Source organism: Kibdelosporangium philippinense (assembly GCF_021390435.2).
GTDB lineage: Bacteria > Actinomycetota > Actinomycetes > Mycobacteriales > Pseudonocardiaceae > Kibdelosporangium > Kibdelosporangium philippinense.
The window spans coordinates 974,304-991,409 of sequence record NZ_JAJVCN010000004.1; the positions used below are offsets into that span (position 1 = coordinate 974,304).

The 17,106-nt window shown below is 64.6% G+C and carries 19 protein-coding genes; 7 read left to right on the forward strand and 12 right to left on the reverse strand.

Going from position 1 to position 17,106, the window contains the following annotated elements; genetic code table 11:
• Position 1 precedes the first annotated feature (1 nt).
• A complete protein-coding gene (locus tag LWC34_RS47410; RefSeq protein ID WP_372496794.1) occupies positions 2–1,270 on the reverse strand; it encodes an ABC transporter substrate-binding protein in 1,269 nt (422 codons plus the stop codon).
• A 152-nt stretch (positions 1,271–1,422) separates the two neighbouring features.
• Between LWC34_RS47410 and LWC34_RS47415 the strand changes: the two genes are divergently transcribed.
• Positions 1,423–2,433, forward strand: coding sequence for a LacI family DNA-binding transcriptional regulator (locus LWC34_RS47415; protein ID WP_233732104.1), 1,011 nt, complete (start codon positions 1,423–1,425; stop codon positions 2,431–2,433).
• On the opposite strand, the gene LWC34_RS47420 is transcribed toward LWC34_RS47415, so the two are convergent.
• The gene (locus LWC34_RS47420) at positions 2,434–2,871 is read right to left on the reverse strand and encodes a hypothetical protein (protein WP_233732106.1); all 438 of its coding nucleotides are present in this window, start codon (positions 2,869–2,871) and stop codon (positions 2,434–2,436) included.
• 63 nt (positions 2,872–2,934) lie between these two features.
• Positions 2,935–3,540, reverse strand: a complete 606-nt coding sequence (locus tag LWC34_RS47425; protein ID WP_233732107.1) for a class I SAM-dependent methyltransferase — start codon at positions 3,538–3,540, stop codon at positions 2,935–2,937.
• Positions 3,541–3,606: 66 nt separating this feature from the next.
• Here LWC34_RS47425 and LWC34_RS47430 point away from each other — a divergent pair, with 66 nt between their 5' ends.
• Positions 3,607–4,197, forward strand: a complete 591-nt coding sequence (locus LWC34_RS47430) for a helix-turn-helix domain-containing protein (RefSeq protein ID WP_233732109.1) — start codon at positions 3,607–3,609, stop codon at positions 4,195–4,197.
• On the opposite strand, the gene LWC34_RS47435 is transcribed toward LWC34_RS47430, so the two are convergent.
• On the reverse strand, positions 4,191–4,817 hold the full coding sequence (locus LWC34_RS47435; RefSeq protein WP_233732111.1) for a maleylpyruvate isomerase family mycothiol-dependent enzyme: 627 nt from the start codon (positions 4,815–4,817) through the stop codon (positions 4,191–4,193). The genes LWC34_RS47430 and LWC34_RS47435 overlap by 7 nt on opposite strands.
• 107 nt (positions 4,818–4,924) lie before the next feature.
• Here LWC34_RS47435 and LWC34_RS47440 point away from each other — a divergent pair, with 107 nt between their 5' ends.
• Positions 4,925–5,716 (forward strand): NHL repeat-containing protein, encoded by a 792-nt coding sequence (locus tag LWC34_RS47440; protein WP_233732113.1) that lies wholly within the window; start codon positions 4,925–4,927, stop codon positions 5,714–5,716.
• A gap of 52 nt (positions 5,717–5,768) precedes the next feature.
• On the opposite strand, the gene LWC34_RS47445 is transcribed toward LWC34_RS47440, so the two are convergent.
• From LWC34_RS47445 to LWC34_RS47460, 4 genes are all read right to left on the reverse strand, one after another.
• Positions 5,769–7,430, reverse strand: a complete 1,662-nt coding sequence (locus LWC34_RS47445; RefSeq protein ID WP_233732115.1) for a cellulose binding domain-containing protein — start codon at positions 7,428–7,430, stop codon at positions 5,769–5,771.
• 243 nt (positions 7,431–7,673) lie between these two features.
• A complete protein-coding gene (locus LWC34_RS47450; protein WP_233732119.1) occupies positions 7,674–8,621 on the reverse strand; it encodes a hypothetical protein in 948 nt (315 codons plus the stop codon).
• 47 nt (positions 8,622–8,668) lie between these two features.
• Complete coding sequence (locus LWC34_RS47455; RefSeq protein WP_233732123.1) at positions 8,669–9,637, reverse strand: LacI family DNA-binding transcriptional regulator; 969 nt, start codon at positions 9,635–9,637, stop codon at positions 8,669–8,671.
• 259 nt (positions 9,638–9,896) lie between these two features.
• On the reverse strand, positions 9,897–10,259 hold the full coding sequence (locus tag LWC34_RS47460; RefSeq protein WP_233734102.1) for a VOC family protein: 363 nt from the start codon (positions 10,257–10,259) through the stop codon (positions 9,897–9,899).
• A gap of 142 nt (positions 10,260–10,401) precedes the next feature.
• Between LWC34_RS47460 and LWC34_RS47465 the strand changes: the two genes are divergently transcribed.
• Entirely contained in the window at positions 10,402–11,085 is a 684-nt protein-coding gene (locus LWC34_RS47465) for a DJ-1/PfpI family protein (RefSeq protein ID WP_233732128.1), read from the forward strand.
• 76 nt (positions 11,086–11,161) lie between these two features.
• Here LWC34_RS47465 and LWC34_RS47470 read toward each other — a convergent pair whose 3' ends face one another.
• From LWC34_RS47470 to LWC34_RS47485, 4 genes are all read right to left on the reverse strand, one after another.
• On the reverse strand, positions 11,162–12,430 hold the full coding sequence (locus LWC34_RS47470) for an IS110 family RNA-guided transposase (protein WP_233723845.1): 1,269 nt from the start codon (positions 12,428–12,430) through the stop codon (positions 11,162–11,164).
• A gap of 218 nt (positions 12,431–12,648) precedes the next feature.
• Positions 12,649–13,962 carry an NAD(P)/FAD-dependent oxidoreductase gene (locus LWC34_RS47475; RefSeq protein ID WP_233732130.1) on the reverse strand — a complete coding sequence of 438 codons (1,314 nt, stop codon included), beginning with the start codon at positions 13,960–13,962 and terminating at the stop codon, positions 12,649–12,651.
• Positions 13,963–14,038: 76 nt separating this feature from the next.
• On the reverse strand, positions 14,039–14,692 hold the full coding sequence (locus LWC34_RS59205) for a cytochrome P450 (protein WP_233732135.1): 654 nt from the start codon (positions 14,690–14,692) through the stop codon (positions 14,039–14,041).
• Positions 14,693–14,740: 48 nt separating this feature from the next.
• The gene (locus LWC34_RS47485; protein ID WP_233732136.1) at positions 14,741–15,502 is read right to left on the reverse strand and encodes a class I SAM-dependent methyltransferase; all 762 of its coding nucleotides are present in this window, start codon (positions 15,500–15,502) and stop codon (positions 14,741–14,743) included.
• A gap of 59 nt (positions 15,503–15,561) precedes the next feature.
• Between LWC34_RS47485 and LWC34_RS47490 the strand changes: the two genes are divergently transcribed.
• The 3 genes from LWC34_RS47490 to LWC34_RS47500 all read left to right on the forward strand — a co-directional run bounded on the left by LWC34_RS47490 (position 15,562) and on the right by LWC34_RS47500 (position 17,067).
• Complete coding sequence (locus LWC34_RS47490) at positions 15,562–16,203, forward strand: TetR/AcrR family transcriptional regulator (protein ID WP_233732146.1); 642 nt, start codon at positions 15,562–15,564, stop codon at positions 16,201–16,203.
• A 74-nt stretch (positions 16,204–16,277) separates the two neighbouring features.
• Positions 16,278–16,658, forward strand: coding sequence for a hypothetical protein (locus LWC34_RS47495; protein WP_233732147.1), 381 nt, complete (start codon positions 16,278–16,280; stop codon positions 16,656–16,658).
• On the forward strand, positions 16,651–17,067 hold the full coding sequence (locus tag LWC34_RS47500; RefSeq protein WP_233732150.1) for a hypothetical protein: 417 nt from the start codon (positions 16,651–16,653) through the stop codon (positions 17,065–17,067). Before LWC34_RS47495 ends, LWC34_RS47500 begins: the two co-directional genes overlap by 8 nt.
• Positions 17,068–17,106: the final 39 nt, after the last annotated feature.

The window sequence follows — 17,106 nt, forward strand, 5'->3', positions numbered from 1 at the left end:
GCTACCTGACCAGCTTCTTCGCGCCGTCGACCGCCTGCTTCCAGCCGTCTTCTGGCGAAGCACCCTGCTCGACGGCCGCCAGCGCGGGGCTGGTCACGTTCTCCTGGATCTGCCCGTCCCGTGCTCCTTTGTACTGTGCCTTGGTGACTTTCTTCGCCTGGTTGGCGAACAGTTCGCCGACCTTCGTCGCGCCGAAGTAGTCGTTGGTGAACGACAGCAGCTCGGGTGACTCGATCGCTTTGACCTGGCTCGGGAAATTGCCGGTTGCCTTGAACGCCTTGAGTTGCTGTTCCGGGGCGGTCAGCCAGGCCGCGAGTTCGGCGGCTTCCTTCGGATGCTTGCTTTGCTTTGGCACGGTCAGATACGAGCCGCCCCAGTTTCCGCCGCCCTCCGGGAAGGCCTCCACGACCGCCCACTTGCCCGCGTTCTCTGGGCCTGCCTGGGCCTTGATCACGCCGAGCATCCAGGATGGGCAGGTCTTCGTGGCGAACGCGCCCTGCTTGAAGCCGCTGTTCCACTCGTTGGAGAACGCCGTCAGTTTCGCGGTCTGGCCACGCTTGGCCGCCGCGGTCACCTTGTCCCAGCTTTCCTTGATCTTGGGATTGGCTTCGATCGCCAGGCTGTCGTCCCGGTTGATGTAGCCGGTGTCCAGCTGGTTGACCATCGCGTTGAAGATCTGTGACGACGAGTCGAACCAGGCCTTGCCGGTCGCCTTCGTGTACTGGTCACCCGCTGCGAAGTACGAGTCCCACGTGGCAAGCATTTCCTTGAGTTTCGCTGGTTCGGTCGGCATGTTGGCTGCCTGCAACAGGTCCGTGCGCACGCACATGGCGAGCGGGCCGATGTCGGTGCCGTAGCCGATCAGCTTGCCGTCCTTGGCCTTACCCGTTTCGTACTTCCACGGCAGCCACCTGGACCGCAGGTCCTCCGGGCCGATCTCGGCAAGGTCGTTGAACTTGTCGGCCTTGTCGATGAACGTCGAGATGTGGCCCTCTTCCAGGGCCTGGACGTCGGCGAGGCCGGATCCGGCGCTCAGCTTGGTGAGCATCTCCTGGTGGTACGGCCCGCCCTGGCCGGTCTTCCGGTGGGTGATCTTGATACCCGGGTGCGTGGCCTCGTATTGGCTGATCAGGTCCTCGTAGCCGAACTCGGTGAACGTGGCGATCGTCAACTCGATCGGGCCGCTCGATGCCTGCGGCGGAGTTTCGCTCGACCCGCCGCAGCCGGCTAACAGTGCCAAGGCGGCGGCGCTGATGACTGTTCTTCGCACTTGGTGCCCCTCAGTGGACGGGATGTCTGGGAGCGCTCCCAGATGTGCGGCGAGTGTGGTCCTTGTGCTGACGCATGTCAAGGCCCAGGTATCCGGGAGCGCTCCCACAACGCCGTATTAGTCTGGTGGGAACTGCTGATGGGAGGCTCGGGGTGCCGGATCAAGGTGGGCGCCCGACGTTGGAGGACGTCGCGGCATACGCGGGCGTGTCCCGTTCGACGGTGTCGCGCGCGTTGAACGAGGAGATCTACGTCAGCCCGCAAGCTCGCGAGAAGGTCCTCGCGGCGGTCCATGACCTGGGCTATTCGCCGAATCAGGCCGCCCGGTCGCTGGTCACGAAACGTACCGGCGCGGTGGCCCTGTTGTTGTCAGAGCCCGAGTCGATGGTGCTGGATGATCCGTACTACCTGATCGTGATGCGGGCCGCGTTCCGGGAACTGGCCACATTGGGCAGTCAGATGATCGTGATGTTTGTGGACAGTCGTGAGGACATCCCGCGAACGATGAAGTTCTTGGACGGCGGGCACGTCGACGGAGTGCTGGTGTTCGCACCACACATCGGCGATCCACTTGCGACTGCGTTGCGCTTGTTGCGCGTTCCGGTGGTGTTCGGTGGATCCTCGGTGATCAGCGGCCTATACACAGTGGACTATGACAACAGGTCCGGTGCCCGACTGGCCGTCGAACATCTGCTGGGCAAGGGGCGTAAGCGGATTGTCACTGTGGCCGGGCCGCAAGACCAACGGTCTGCAAGGGACCGTCTGGCCGGATGGCAGGAAACCGTTGCCGCTGCAGGGATGGATCCGGCTGGGATGGCCGAGGCCGCGGACTTCACCCAAGAGGGCGGTGATGTGGCGATGCAGTGCCTCCTGGAGCGCGTGCCCGACCTGGACGCGGTGTTCGCGGCTTCCGACCCGATGGCGGCAGGAGCGATCGGGGCCCTGCGGTCCGCGGGCCGCAGGGTTCCCGATGATGTCGCAGTCGTTGGGTTTGACGACAATCCGCGTGTGGCGCCGAGCTTGGAGCTGACGTCGGTGCATCAGGATCCGGCTGAGCAGGTCGGCGAGATGATCCGGATGCTGCTGCAGTTGCTGGCAGGCGAGGAGCCAACAGAGCGGCAGTTGGTGCTATCGGTGTCCCTGACCACGAGAAACTCCGCGTGATCACTGTGCCTCAGACGGGCGTTCCGATGTCAGCGCGATCCGCCCGTCGGTCCACGCCGACAGGTGGCTGTCGAGTTTCGCCAACGATGGACCTCGCACGTGATGCCAATGCACTGCGAGTGGCGTGCCGAACAACGACCTGAACCTGAGTAGGAGACCTGGCCCGGAACCCTCGGGTTCCGGCATCTGACGAAACGGATACACGCACAACGCCTGACGGCCATGGACCGGTCCGGGAAGGACGGCGACCGCGTGAACTTCCTGCCACCCAAGCCGAACAGTCACTCCATGGCCGTACGACTGGTGATACTCGATCCCGTCAGGTCCGAACCGGACAGCCGGGTCATCCTTGCGGGCAGGCGTCGGCCCGCCAAGGTACGTGTTGATCGTGCTCAACAGCGGGCTTTTCGGCCGGTAGAACAACGATTCGTCACCCACTGCACAGCTCCTCCCACGATCGCTCGTCGAGCCTAAACAGCCGGCCCGGGAGCCCTCCCCAGGTCAAGCGCGGGATCGCACCGCGACGACGGTGTCGGTCACGGTGGCAATCTGTCCATTCGGGCCCTTGGCTTCGCGCTGGGGTGCTTCCAGACGTTCGGGTTGCCACCGCGACGGGTCCAGCCCGAGCCCGTCGTAAACCTCCTGCGGTGTAGGGAAATAAGTGTCGGCCGGTGCGGTTGACCACGGGTGCAACGATCCATGGTCGACGATCAACAGCAGTCCTCCTTGCGCCAATGCTCCGGCGGCCTCGCGCAACGCGGCAGCCCGGTCGAAGTCGAACGGTGTCAGCAGGTACTGCGCGTTGATCAGGTCGAATGGGCCGCCGGGAAAGGTTTCGCCGAGATCATGGCGCTCGGTGGTGACGTGGACGCCATTGGCTTCGGCGTGCTCGATGGTGCGGCGCAAGGCCGACTCGGCGATGTCGACCGCGGTGACCTGCCAGCCTTCGCGTGCCAGCCACACGGCGTCGCCACCTTCACCGCAGCCCAGATCCAGCGCCCGACCAGGCTTTTCACCTGAGACGGTGGCAACCAGAAGGGGGTTGGGCGTGCCCTTCCAACGCCGATCGCCGTTGTAGCGGTTCTCCCAGTAAGTGCGTGCGTTCATGATCTGAGCGTCGCCCGGGACTTGCCGGACTTGCAAAGTTCCATGCCGATCCGGCAAATTCTAGGGATGGATGAACTGCGTGACGTGCTGGACGCGGTCGGTCCGAAGCTGCGTAGCCTGCGGAAACAGCGTGACATCACGCTCGCCGGCCTGTCCGCGGCGACCGGCATTTCCCAGAGCACCCTGTCCCGGTTGGAGAGCGGCAGCAGGCGGCCGAACCTTGAGTTGTTGTTGCCGCTGGCCAGGGCCTATGGCGTCCCGCTCGACGAGTTGGTCGGTGCGCCTGCGATGGGTGATCCGCGTGTGCACCTACGGCCGGTGAAGCGGCACGGGATGACGTTCGTGCCGTTGAGCAAGCGCCCGGGTGGCATTCAGTCGTTCAAGCTGGTCATCCCGCCGAGGCCGAAAAGCTACCAGCCGGAGCTGCGGACACATGAAGGCTACGAGTGGCTCTATGTGTTGGATGGGCGGTTGCGGTTGCTGCTGGCCGATCACTATCACGTGTTCAAGCCGGGGGAGGTTGCGGAGTTCGACACGCACGTCCCACATTGCCTGATACCGGACGACGATCGGCCCGTCGAGCTGTTGATCCTTTTCGGACCGCAAGGCGAACGTGTGCATCTTGGGGGTGGGAAGGAGTCTCGAAGGGACTATTGACCTAGCTGTGCGGCCCCCGGTCCCGTGAACTCAGCCGCCTCCACTGTCCTTCCTGTCAGCAGCATGAGCAGGGCCTCCGCCCTTCCATGCACCTCCGGCCCGGTGCCGTTGGACCACTCCACATCGGTGGCGACCAGTCGCAGGCCTTTGTCTTTCCGAGGATTGGTCATGATTGTCAACGGCCACCGTGCCTTGGCGAAGAACTCCGCGACCAGACGGAAGCTCTCCGGGTTCAGCGCCGTCGACTTGCCCAGCGGCCTGCGGATGTCAATGGCGTGCACGACCGCGTCCGCCAAAGCGGCCGCCTCCGGAGTGCCCATCGGCCGCAGGCCCTTCTCGGCCGTCACGACCAGCTGGTCCAGGATCGCCTCCGGGCCTTGGCGAGCCCAGTGCCGTGCGGCCTCCGCATTCCCTTTGTTCACACGGAACCCGCTGCGCGCCATGAACTTCATGGTCTCGATGGGCGATGCGGCCGGTGCCCAGGCGATGTGAGCGGCGACTTCCTGCACTGTCCACTCGGAACACAGGGACTGTGTTTCCCATTCCGCGGGCATCAATGTGCGGAGGAATTCGATGTGTTCGACGCGCTCCGCCTCAATCAGGTCTGCTAACCCGGTCATCGGGACATTGTCGCCGCTGTGGCGAGATGTCGCCAGTGCCGTGAACCGGTCGTGACCTGCGGGCGTAAGTGATCGCTGACCGATGTTCAATCAACGGACGGAACTCGATGAGACTCGCTGCACTCGGCCTGGCAACCGCGGCCCTGACTCTCGCGGTCGCGGCACCCGCGACCGCGGCCACCGCGATCACCTGTCCATCCACCACCTGCGTCAACATCGCTACCAACACAAGCCACGCCTTGCACGGTGTCGGCAGTGATGGTCAGGGCAACGCGTACGCCACCACCTGGGACGGCAACCTGATCAAGGTGAACACCAAGGCCGTTGTGGCCAGCGGTCTCGGCAATCTGCGGGGTATTGCCGCCGACGCGACCGGTGTCTACGTGGCCGAGTTCAACGGCACGGTCCTCAAGGTCGACCCGGCGACCGGGGCACGTCAGGTCATCGCCAGTGGTCTGAACGTCTCCTTGCAGGGTGTCGCCAGGCATCAAGAGCTGACGTATGTCGTTGGTGGCAACAGCTTGTACGAGATCGGCACCGCCACACGGGTGGTCAGCAACTCCATCGGCATGGGCATGGACGTCGCCATCCACGGCACGACAGCGTATGTCGCAGACCTTGGCGGCAAAATCAAGCAGGTCGATCTTGTCACCGGCTCGACAAAGGACCTGCTCAAGGGAGCCTACGATCCGACGCACGTCGGCGTCCTCGGCGACGGCACGGTCTACTTCATCGAGGCGGGATTCCTGTTGCACCACGTGGATCCCCGGACTCAGCAGGACACTGTGCTCGGTGAGCTTCGTGGGGTCAACGCTATCGACTTCAGCCTTGAGCCCAACGGGAAAGCGTTGGTTTCCGACTGGTCCGGCAACGGCAAGGTCTGGCAGCTGACCGTCTGATGAGAACAGACGGCGCCTGGGTGAGCAGGAGCACCAGGCGCCGTCTGCTGCTTTACGGCGTCACCGGGATGTTGGTGAGGCCCTTGGGTGCGTTCGTCGCTGTGTTGGAGGCGTACACCACGTTGGGATTCGCGGCGCACTGCGAGACCGAGGTGATCTTGATGGCGTACTCGCCCGCTCCACCGAGGTCCGATTTGTTGTTACGCCACGTGTTGCCGCATCCGTTGGCGAATGCCGGTGTCGTGCTTGGATTGTGGGTTTCGTAGCCGTTGGCGAAGGTGCCGGGGCTGCTGAAGGTGCCGGTGTTGTTCTCGATCAGGTACCCGGTTCCCTTCACGTCGACCCAAGAGTCGGCTGAGTTCTGGCCGCTGATCCCGCGTCCGTTGAACGTGTTGCCGCGGATCACGCCGTTCGCGGTGCCTTCCTTGACATCAATCGGTTCCGCCGCGATGTTCGGGCCGATCGTGTTGCTCAGCACCTGGACACGGTCGGCCTTGTCCACGCCGCCGTTGTTGCCGTGGCACGCCCAGTTCGAGCCCGCCGAACCAATGTAGACGCCTTCACCGTAGCCCTGCTGAACCAGACCAGTGTCGGTGATCACCGAGTCACGGATCACACTGTCGCCTGAGGACTTCCTGAAGTGCACGGCTTCCTCGTCCACATGGTGCACGTACACACTGGAAACCACGGCGTGGTGGGAATTGTCGATCACAATGCCCTTTTTGGACTCGGCAACGGTGAAGCCGGTCAGGTTCCAGTAAGGCGCGTTGTACAGCCAAAGCCCGTAGCCGGAATCCCAGCCCGCGGTCGGCGCCGGGCAGGACGGCGCCTCACCGGATGGACCATCGTTGATCAGAACGGCGTTTCGCGGTCCGGTCAACGTGATGGGCTGAGCCGAGGTTCCTGGCTTGGTCGTCAGGAACGATCCACGGTACGTCCCGGCCGCGAGCTTGATTGTCTGGCCAGGGGCTGCGTTGGCCAGCGCAGCCTGCAGTTGCGCGGCAGTGCTGACGTCGACAACCGGGCCGCCACCGCCGCCCGACGAGGTCTTGACGGTGACCGGCGAGCTCGCTGCGGACGTGTTCCCGGCGGCATCGCGTGCACGGACGCTGAACGTGTACGAGGTGTCGGCCGAGAGCCCGGTGACTGCTGTGGACGTCGTCGAGGACGTTGCCACGACAGTGTTTCCTTGCAGGACCTGGTATTCGGTCACGCCCACGTTGTCCGTGGACGCGCCCCATTCCAAGGACACCGAACTCGACGTCACACCGGTTGACCGCAGGTTGCCAGGGACGGTCGGGGCCTGGTTGTCGACGGGCGGGGGAGCGCCGCATGCGACGCCGTTCACCGTGCAGCCAAGGGGAGTGCCGAGACCTGCGACGTTGAAGCCGAAGCTTTCGCTCGCGCCAGGAGCGATATCGCCGTTATGTGTGGCGTTGGTGAACTTGTAGTGCTGGCCGGTCTGGGTCCGCACCGAGCTCCACGAGCTGCTGACCCTGCTCCCGGCAGGCAGATCGAATTCGAGAGTCCACGTCGTGGTCGCGGTGTCACCGCTGTTGGTCAGCGTGTACGTGGCGCCGTAACCGCTGTCCCATACCGAGGTCTGGGTGAACTTGGCGGTCAGCTGCGGCGCTGCCTGCGCGGCAGGGGTGACACCGACTAACGCGGCGAACACCGTCGCGGTGACCAGAATCGTGCCCCTGGTTCGGGACATGGGCGGAAACCTCCGAGTGCAGGGCGGCGGTTTCCGATGAGCGTGACACGGTCACAGCGAGCAGGTCAATACTGATAGGAAACTTTCCTAACAATTACTGACGGGTTGCCTTGAGGATGAACGCCGTGTCAGCGCCACGCGACGGCGGCTCCCATGTCGACGTTTCAACATCGTGAAACCCGGCTGAGGTGGTGGCAGGCCTCCTGACCCGATTCGGAGGATGATCAAGGAGGGACCAGCAGCCTAGTAGCGGCGCCAGTTCTCGGTACGGCGGAGCCGGTCGAGCAGTTGCAGTGCCAGCTCCCGTGCTACCTCGGGCGCGTTCGTGGCGAGCGCGGGCGCTGTCAGTGCCTCGTCGCCGTTCGAGGTGATCGAATCATGGTTCCACTGATGGGGTCTTGGGAAGTTTTCCAAGGCGAACATGGTCGCGGGATCGCCGAGCCCGAGGTTCTTCAACGGCTTGAGCTCGACGACCGGTACGACCTGCTCGGTATTGGTGGTCAACCGGCCGATCAGGCCGACCAGCCTGGTCAGGATCGCTGTCGCGGAGTCCTCGTCGATGAACGCGATGTGCGCCCGGCCACCGGTTGGCAGGATCTCCCACGCGGCCATGTCGGCGTTGACAGCCATTCGTGCTCCGCCGAATCCGCCTGGCTCGGCCAGCGCGCTGGGACATGACACGGTCGTCTCGTAGTACTCGATGCGCTGGACAAGCTCGTCGGCGTCGGCGACGAGTCCGGACTCCCTGATGGCGCGGACCATGCGGTCAGGAAGGTCGCGCACCTGCGCAGCGGTGTACTTGAGCGCGTTGACTTGGATCACGTGCAGCGCCAACGTGACGCGTGACCACTGCTCCTGCGACATCAGCAGCCCGCTGTGGCTGCGCACTCTCGACAAAGGTTGCCACACAAGTGGTTCACGCTTGGCCGGAACGTTTCGCAGTGCCGTGACGACCTTCACGAGCAGGTCAGGGACCGAGCTGAACTCGGCGAACTGGCCGTTGCCCGCCGCTCCTGCCTGGCGGAACCCGATGATCGGAATGCCGAGCCGGGTGGCCTCGTCGAAGTTCTGATCAGCGCCGCGGCTGGTGAACAGGTACACGTCGGCGTACGCCAATGGCGAGATCTGGTGGCCAAGGGCGTGCACCATGGCAGGCAGTTCTTCGTGCTCCGACGAAACGAAGACCTTCATCGCATCCTCCTTGCCGAAGTGTCGCCACAGCACGCGAACGTGTTAACTCACGCGCTGTCGCCGTGCACGAGTTCCGGCATCACGAGTTCGCCGGGATCGCTTGTCGGGCCGGCGATCTCCGCGACCGCGCGGGCTACAAGGGTGTCAGCGATGTATCCAATGGGGATGGACAACGTCGTCAACGTCGGGGTGAGAAGCTTTCCGACCATGCTGCCGTCGAACCCGGTCACCGCAAGATCGCTTCCGACAAGGATTCCGCGCTGGGCCGCGGCCGAATAGACCGCGCTGGCAAGGACATCACTGCCGGTCACGACGGCTGTCGGCGGGTCGTCCAGCAGGACGTCGAGCGCGGCCGAGACGTGCCGAGGTTCCGGCGATGGGCTCACGACCCTGGCAGGAAGGCCGGATTCGGTTACTGCCGCACGGAATCCGGTTTCGCGGGACACGTCCCAGCTTCCCTGCGGCGCGTATCCGAAGAACGCAAGGCGTTTGTGGCCCTGCTCGATCAAGTACGTTGTCACCGCGTGGATCGCGGCTTGGTTGTCGATGTCGACCCAGTTCTGCGGCTGTTCAGGTGCTGTCCGGCCGAAGCACGCGAAGGGAACCCCGCGTGCTGCCAACGTTTTCACGCGGACGTCGTTCGGCTCGATGTTGGCGAGGATGACCGCGTCCGCGACACCTGCTTGCAGCAATTCGTCGGTTTCACCGGGTGTTAGGACGAGATGATGACCCCGCGCCCCGGCCGCTGACGTCAGCGCCGACATGAATTCGAGCATGATCGTTTTGCCGGTTGGGAAATCCCCGGCCGAGATGGGGTACGCGAGGCTTCCGCTGCGCCTGGTCCGCAGGCTGGCCGCGCCGGAATGCGGCCGGTAGTTCAGGCTGTCGATGGCGGCGAGGACTCGTTCGCGAGTCGCCGAACCCACGCGCCCGGTCGAGCGCAGGACGTTCGACACCGTCTGGTGTGAGACGCCTGCTTCGCGGGCGACGTCGTGAATCGTGGTTCTGGTTGACACGAATGTCCCCTTGACTTCATCCGCTGCGGTGGGATGCTGGTTCGCGGCAATGATAGAACGTTAAACCAGCGAGCCGTCCATGGTTGAGCGGCGGCTCGTGCCCGCGGCCACGGCATGCGTAGCTGGGAGCCTTGCCCACTCGGTGTGGGGCAGGCCGGTTCCGGTCAGTCGAGGTGGTGGCGTAGGTGCGTGTGATCGACGGCTGCCGCTGCTGTCGTTCACCTGCCGTCCACAGCAGCGTGAACGACAGCACGCGAACTCAGTCAGGGATGTACAGACAGAAGGGATGCCCGGCCGGATCGAGAAAGACACGGACCTTGTCCTGTGGCTGGTAGTCGGCGAGCACGGCGCCGGTTGTCAAGGCGTGTGCGCTGGCGGCTTCGAGATCGTCGACCGCGATGTCCAGGTGCAACATCATCAGTTGCTGTCCTGGATGAGCTGGCCATGCTGGCCGTTCGTAGAGCTCCTCGGTCTGGAACGACAGCCCGGTGCCGCCGCCCTTCGGCCTGATCGTGACCCAGGTCTTCTCCCGCTCGATCACTTCCCAGCCGAGCAGTTCACGGTAGAACTCGGCCAGGTCACCCGCGTCGGGTGCGTCAAGGACGACTGAGGTCAACGTCATCTGTGCCATGACTGCGGAGTACCCACCCGAGCGGATGCTGTCACACCCCAGCTACGTACGACGAAAGCATGGGCGATTTCGGGAACTCGACGGCGGGTCTCAGCCGACTAGTGGGCAGAGGACTTTCACTGGGAGGTAGACCTTGCAACGCCGTACTTTCCTGCGCGCGTCCGCCCTGTCCGCGGGCGTGATGCCGATGGGCGCGCCGATCGCCGAAGCCGAGCAGTCGACACTGCGTGTTCAGGTCCTAGCTTACGAAGGCGCGGAAGAACTCGACTTCGTCGCACCCTTTGACGTGCTGGCCATGGCTGGCCACATGAGCAACAACCGCATCCGTACCACCCTGGTCTCGACCAACAAGCCCACCACGATCACAGCATCGAAAGGGATGCGCATCGAAGTACCGCGCGGGTGGTCGCCGCAGGACGCTGACATCCTTGTGGTGCCGGGCGGTGGGTTTGCCAACCGACCGGGATCGGGACTGGCCAAATTGTTGGCGGACAAGGTGTTCATGCGACGCCTCGCGGCTGTCGAAGCCGTCACGGTCGGTGTCTGCACCGGCGTGATGGCTTTGTCCGCGGCTGGATTCACCAAAGGCAGGTCCGCCACCACGCACGCGGGCGCCAAGGCGGATCTCGCCGCGCAAGGCGCGACGGTGATCAACGCGCGCGTGGTCGACGACGGCGACCTCGTCACCTGTGGCGGCATCACGTCCGGTTTGGACGCTGCGATCTGGCTGGTCGAGCGGTTTCTTGGCCCGCAACTGGCCACCCAGGTCGAGACCGTCATGGAGTACGAGCGCCGAGGCACGGTCTGGCGTAGCTGATCCGAAAATCGATGGTGAGTGGGCAGGCCGAAGGCACCCGGCGTAGCGCAGCGGAGCCGGGTTGGTAGTTGGGTTGTCAGGCCGCGGGTTCGAGGGTGACGCGATAGCCCAGAGCGGCCAGTTGGCTGATGTGGTTGCGGACCTTGCGTTGAGTGTTGGTGTGCTGGACGAAGTAGTCGGCGCCGAGGTCACGGAACCGGGCGTTGGGGTCGGATAACAGGTGCCACATGATCACGAGAATGGAACGGCCGACCGCGACGATGGCCTTCTTGGCGCCACTGCGGCGAGCGATGCGCCGGTAGCGTTCGCCGAGAAAAGTGTTGGTCCTGCTGGCGGACACTGCGGCCTCGCCCAGGATTCGGGCCAGGTAAGGGTTGCCGTGCCCGGTGGCAGCTTTGCCTTTCTTCTTGCCGGCCGACTCCGACACCCCGGGAGCGAACTTGGCCCAGGAACACAGGTGGCCCGGAGTTGGGAAGCGTGCCATGTCCAGCCCGATCTCGGCGATGGCTACCTGGGCGGCGGTGCGCCCGACGCCGGTGATCTCATCAAGCTGGTCGACCGCTGTGGCGAAAGGGGCGATCAACTCCTCGATCGCGGCATCCACTCGGGCGACGTCAGCGATCCCGGCATCCACCCGGGCCAGCATGGTCGACAACAGGAACGCGTGATGATCGGTGAAAAACCCGGTGAACGCCTCTTCCAGCCTGCCGATCTTGCGCCGCATCGAGGTGCGGGCCAGCTGCGCGAGTACCTTCGGGTCCCGCTGCCCGGCGACCAGCGCGGCCAGCATGGCCCGGCCGGACACCCCGAAGATGTCCGAGACCACCACCGAGAGCTTGATCTGGGCATCTTCCAGGAGCTTTTCCACCCGCTGCTTCTCCGCGGTGCAGACCTCGACCAGGTCACGCCGATACCGGGTCAGATCCCGTAGCCGGCGGATCGGTGACGGCGGGACAAAACTGGGCCGGATCATCTGCCGTTCGGCGACCTTGCACAACCACACCGCGTCCAATCGATCCGTCTTCGGCCGGCCGGGCAGATGCTTGACATCGCGGGCGTTGACCAGCCAGGTCTCGAACCCGTGCGCCTCCAACAGGTAGAACACCGGCTTCCAATAGTCCGATGTGGACTCCATGACCACCCGGGTCACGCCCAGCCCGGCCAGCCGATCAGCCAGCACCAGCAACGACCGGGTCATCGTCGAGTACGGCCGGACCTCCTGCAGCCGCTTACCCGGACGCGCCTCATCGGGCACCCGGACACAACACATCACCTCGGCCTTACCGATATCCAACGCGGCCACCCGCGCGATGATCTCCTCGTTGTCCTGTGTCTGCTCCAACATCGGCCTCTCCCCGAGCGTCCGGCGGGGCGGCTACCCGCGGGAGCCCAGGCAACAACGAATCTGATCCGCGTGCTCGAAGCAACAATCAAGGGCCCACCAAGGGCTCCCAGCGTCCGACTAACGCACGGCCTTCACAGACCATAGAGACAACGACGTCAGCGGGCAGCCAACACCGATTTTCACCCCTCAACGGGCGTCTTCACCAGAGGACAGACTGACTAACGCCCGAACTCTGGGTCACTCCCGGCAATGAACGCCTGCCGGGGGTGTTCCACCGACGCCAACGACACGATGTCCCTGCCGTAGAACACAGCCGTCAGCCACACGGCCAGCACCCGCACCTTGCGTTCCCAACTCGGCACGGCAAGGACGTGATAACCGCGGTGCATCAACCAAGCAAGGAACCCCTTGATCACGATCCACCGCCACTGGAAGATGCCCCGGCCGATCCCGAGTGTGGCCACAGCGCCAAGGCTGTGGTGCACGTAATCCTTGGGCTTACGGCCCCGCAACGACTTCGCGATGTTCTTGGCCAGCAACTTGCCCTGGCGGTACGCGTGCTGAGCGTTCGGCACCGTGAGCGCACCAGGCTTGTCCGACGCAAGGTCAGGCACAGCGGCGTTGTCGCCCGCTGCCCACGCGTCCTCGACCCCTGGGATACGCAGATCCGCGGTGACGATCATCCGGCCGAGCTCGTCCACCGGAAGGTCGGTGTGCTTGTGCACCACCGGGTTCGCCGCGTTGCCTGCCGTCCACACGATCAGGTTCGAGTCGAATTCCTCGCCGCTCGACAGCACGATGTGACCGTCCACAGCGGACGCAACCGTCGTGTTCAGGTGCACGTGGGCGCCGCGCTTCTCCAACGACCGCACGACCCACGAGCCGGGGCGGTCGGTGACCTCGGGCAGGATCCGCCCGGCCGCTTCGACCAGGTGGAACCGCAGCTCGCTCGCCTCCAGCTCCGGGTACCGCTTGAGCACGGCCTTGGCCAGCGAGAACACCTCCGCGAACCCTTCGACGCCGGTGAAACCGCCGCCGACGAACGTGACCGTGAGCAGCCGTTGCCTTGTCGGGCCCGGTTCGAGCACCGCGGCACGGTCGAACGCGGTCAGCAACCGGTCGCGGATGGCCACGGCTTCCTCGATGTGTTTGAGCCCGATCGCGTGTTCGGCGATGCCCGGCACCGGGAACTTCCGGATGACCGCGCCCGCCGTGACCACGATGATGTCGTAGGTGACGTCGAACGTCGGCCCGTCCATGGGGCAGACGGTGACTGTGCGGTTCTCGTGGTCGATCTGGGTCACCATCCCGGCCACGAGCTTGGTGCGGCGCAGGTGCCTGCGCAGCGAGATCGCCGCGTGTCGCGCCTCGATCGAACCGGCCGCGACCTCGGGAAGGAACGGCTGGTAGGTCATGTACGGGCGGGGATCGACGAGTATCAGCTCGGCCTCGTCCTTACGCAGCTTCTTCTCGAGTTTCCAAGCGGTGTAGAAGCCGGCGTAGCCACCGCCGACCACCAGGATCTTGCGCATGACGTCCCCTTTCTCTTCTCACAGGCTTGGACGGCACAGCCAAGCCCGCTGTGACAAGCCAGGGACGTGGCTGTGGTCACTTGGTCCGCACGGGCAGAACCTCGAGGTCGCGCATCAAGGAGCTGGTCCGCCAGGTGAGCGTGTCGGGATCGACGGCGAGGTGCAAGTCGAGCACCCGCCCGATCGCGATCCGGCCTTCCAGACGGGCCAGCGGCGCGCCGAGGCAGTGGCGGATGCCATGGCCGAACGCGACATGGCCGTTCGTCGAGCGCGAGATGTCGAGCTTGTCTGGTTCCTCGAACCCGGCATCGTCGCGGTTGGCGGACAACAGGGACACGAACACGAACTCGTTGGCAGGGATCGGCACACCGCCGATTTCGATGTCCTCGGCCGTGAACCTGAGCGTGCCGGTGTGCAGCGGGCTTTCGTACCGCAGCAGTTCCTCCACGGCGTCCGGCATCCTGGCCGGATCGGCACGCAGCGCGGCCACGCCTGATACGCGGGATGAAAGGCCGACGAACGCGGGAACATATCCTTGAGCAGTTCGGTGGAGTGACAGAGTCCGTGGATCGGTCAGCACGGCCTTGACGTCCTCGTGCCTTGTCACCAGCCAGCCGTTGATGCCGCTGGGTATTTTCACCGGTCGGACCGGTGCGGCTGTCCGGAACTCGGCTTCGAGCTCGTGCGGGGTCTGGATGAAGGTCTCGGTGAGCTCCAAGGACTCCGTCATACTTCGATGGTGCCCCGGGCTCGCGATATGCGCCCTGGCAAGTAACAGTCAGTCGACGATTACTTCGAGATATTCCGCTGGTGTGGCCACAGATCCGTCGCGTGCGGTGTTGAACCGGGCCATTACCTCCTTCAGTTCCTCGGTCAGCGTGTTCTGCTGATCCGCGTCCAGCGCGTCGAAAGTGGCTTTGACCGGTCCGAGTGTGTGACGCAGGAAAGCGACGCCCTTGTCCGCGGATTCATGCTGAGTCATTGACGTGTATTTCGTGAGTCTTGGGTTTCCAAAAAGCTCGCGGACGAAATCCTCGTCACCCCACCTGAGCGGTTCGGTGCCGATCGTCCCCGTTTGGTATCGCGCCAAAGTCGCCATGCACTGACCGACAAAGCCGTCAGCGGTCCACGAGGTCACGCCGATCCGTCCAGAAGAGACTCTCCGCAACTCGGCCGCGGCTTTCTTGGCGTCAGCCGCGAACATCACCGCGAAGGTGGACACGACAACGTCGAATTCGCCGTCCTCGAACGGTAAATCCTGGGCGTCAGCGACCACAGTGGCGATCTCGAAACCTTCGGCGGCGGCGCGTTCCCGTGCGGTGTCAAGGAAATCGGCGACCAGGTCGATCGCTGTGACCGCGCCGCCGCTGCGCGCCGCGAGGAGTGTGGTGGTTCCTGTGCCCGCGCCGACGTCGAGCACGCGGTCGCCTGGTTTCACGCCCGTTGACTGAACCACTCGCTCGTGCGCCGAGGTGTGGTGTGTCGCGAGGGCTCTGAGATTGCCCGCCGCCCAGATCCGTTCCGCATCATTTGAGGTCATGTGGCGAGTATTGACTACACGAGCCATGTAGTCAATGGGTCACGAGATAGGGTGTCGGCGTGAACAGCCCTGGTGGCCGGTCGTACCACTCGCCTCGGCGCGAAGCGCAGGCGAAAGCGACCCGTCGGGAGATCCTCGAAACGGCCCGCAGGCTGTTCCGGGAACAGGGCTACGCCGCGACAAGCGTGCCGGTGGTCGCGCGCGAGGCTGGCGTGTCGACCAAGACGGTGTACTTGTCGTTTCCCACCAAACGGCAGCTGCTGCTGTCGGTATGGGACCTCGCCCTGCACGGCGACGACGAGCAGATCCCGGTCGCCGACCGGGACTGGTTCCGCGAGATGATCGACGAGCCGGATCCCAGCAGGCAGCTCTACCTGTACTGCTGCACCGCGCACACCAAGGTCCGGTTCGCTGACGTGCTCGAGGTCATCCGCGGGGCGGCGGCGGCCGATCCCGAGATCGCCGAGCTGTGGCAGAAGATGCAGGCGGAGTTTTATGACAACCAGCGCCGGATCGTTGTCGCGCTGGATGAAAAGGGTGGCCTGCGGCCGGGGTTGAGCGTGGACGACGCCAACGATCTGCTGTGGACGCTCAACCACCCGACGGTTTTCCACATGCTCGTGGCCGAGCGCGGCTGGTCACCGGAGAAATACCGAGATTGGCTCTATGCCACCCTGCGTCAGCAGTTGCTGGGCGAGTAGGCGGCATCCGGCTGGCCCGGTGTCAACCCGTACGCTGTGCCCGGGCGGAGTGCCGAGGAGAGGGAATTCGCTGGATGGTCGACGTGCTCGCCACCGTGCTGACCTTCGCCGCCATCGCTTTGGCGGTCTGGGGTGTCGTACTGATAGTGCTCAACAAGCGGTTCGCGCTGAACCAGCCGTACGGCCTCGCCCTGGCAGGCGCGGCGCTCGTGCTGGAGCTCGCGCTGATCGGCCAGCTGGTCACCGGCCTGGTCAACCTGTTCACGACCGACCGCGTGGTCGACAAGCTGACGTTCATCAGCTACCTCGCAGGCCCGGTCGTGATCCTGCCGCTGTCGGCCTACTGGGCAGCGGCTGAGCGCAGTCGTTGGGGCTCAGGGGTTCTGGTGATCGGCTGCCTGTCCATCCCGATCCTCATCCTCCGGCTGCGGCAGATCTGGGACGGCCATGGCTGACCTTCGCGAGGCCACAAGGTCCGGGCCGGGCCGCATCCTGATCGCGGTGTACGCGATCTTCGTGATCGCGGCGACGGCCCGCTCAGCGGTCCAGATCGCGTCCCGCTTCGACCGGGCGCCACTGGCGTACCTGCTGTCCGCCCTGGCCGCGGTGATCTACATCGTCGCGTTGGTGTGCCTGATCAAAGGAACGAGGACGTCCCGGCGGATCGCCACGATCTCGTGCATGGTCGAACTCGTCGGTGTGATCGTGGTGGGAACCGTCAGCCTGTTCGCACCGGAGCTGTTCCCCGAGCCGACCGTGTGGTCGCACTTCGGCCAGGGCTACGGCTTCGTGCCGGTGATCCTGCCGATCCTCGGGTTGTGGTGGATCAAGGCGTCCGCGAAACCGGCCAAGCCCCGGACGTGAAGCCCAGAAGACCATTCCGGCCTGTCGGCTCCGCCACCC

Excerpts from the sequence above, each read along its gene's own strand:
- LWC34_RS47425 (WP_233732107.1), bottom strand. The coding sequence starts at position 3,540 with ATGAACGCACGCACTTACTGGGAGAACCGCTACAACGGCGATCGGCGT.
- LWC34_RS47430 (WP_233732109.1), top strand. The coding sequence starts at position 3,607 with ATGGATGAACTGCGTGACGTGCTGGACGCGGTCGGTCCGAAGCTGCGT.
- LWC34_RS47435 (WP_233732111.1), bottom strand. The coding sequence starts at position 4,817 with ATGACCGGGTTAGCAGACCTGATTGAGGCGGAGCGCGTCGAACACATC.
- LWC34_RS47440 (WP_233732113.1), top strand. The coding sequence starts at position 4,925 with ATGAGACTCGCTGCACTCGGCCTGGCAACCGCGGCCCTGACTCTCGCG.
- LWC34_RS47445 (WP_233732115.1), bottom strand. The coding sequence starts at position 7,430 with ATGTCCCGAACCAGGGGCACGATTCTGGTCACCGCGACGGTGTTCGCC.
- LWC34_RS47450 (WP_233732119.1), bottom strand. The coding sequence starts at position 8,621 with ATGAAGGTCTTCGTTTCGTCGGAGCACGAAGAACTGCCTGCCATGGTG.
- LWC34_RS47460 (WP_233734102.1), bottom strand. The coding sequence starts at position 10,259 with ATGACGTTGACCTCAGTCGTCCTTGACGCACCCGACGCGGGTGACCTG.
- LWC34_RS47470 (WP_233723845.1), bottom strand. The coding sequence starts at position 12,430 with ATGTTGGAGCAGACACAGGACAACGAGGAGATCATCGCGCGGGTGGCC.
- LWC34_RS47475 (WP_233732130.1), bottom strand. The coding sequence starts at position 13,962 with ATGCGCAAGATCCTGGTGGTCGGCGGTGGCTACGCCGGCTTCTACACC.
- LWC34_RS59205 (WP_233732135.1), bottom strand. The coding sequence starts at position 14,692 with ATGACGGAGTCCTTGGAGCTCACCGAGACCTTCATCCAGACCCCGCAC.
- LWC34_RS47485 (WP_233732136.1), bottom strand. The coding sequence starts at position 15,502 with ATGACCTCAAATGATGCGGAACGGATCTGGGCGGCGGGCAATCTCAGA.
- LWC34_RS47495 (WP_233732147.1), top strand. The coding sequence starts at position 16,278 with ATGGTCGACGTGCTCGCCACCGTGCTGACCTTCGCCGCCATCGCTTTG.
- LWC34_RS47500 (WP_233732150.1), top strand. The coding sequence starts at position 16,651 with ATGGCTGACCTTCGCGAGGCCACAAGGTCCGGGCCGGGCCGCATCCTG.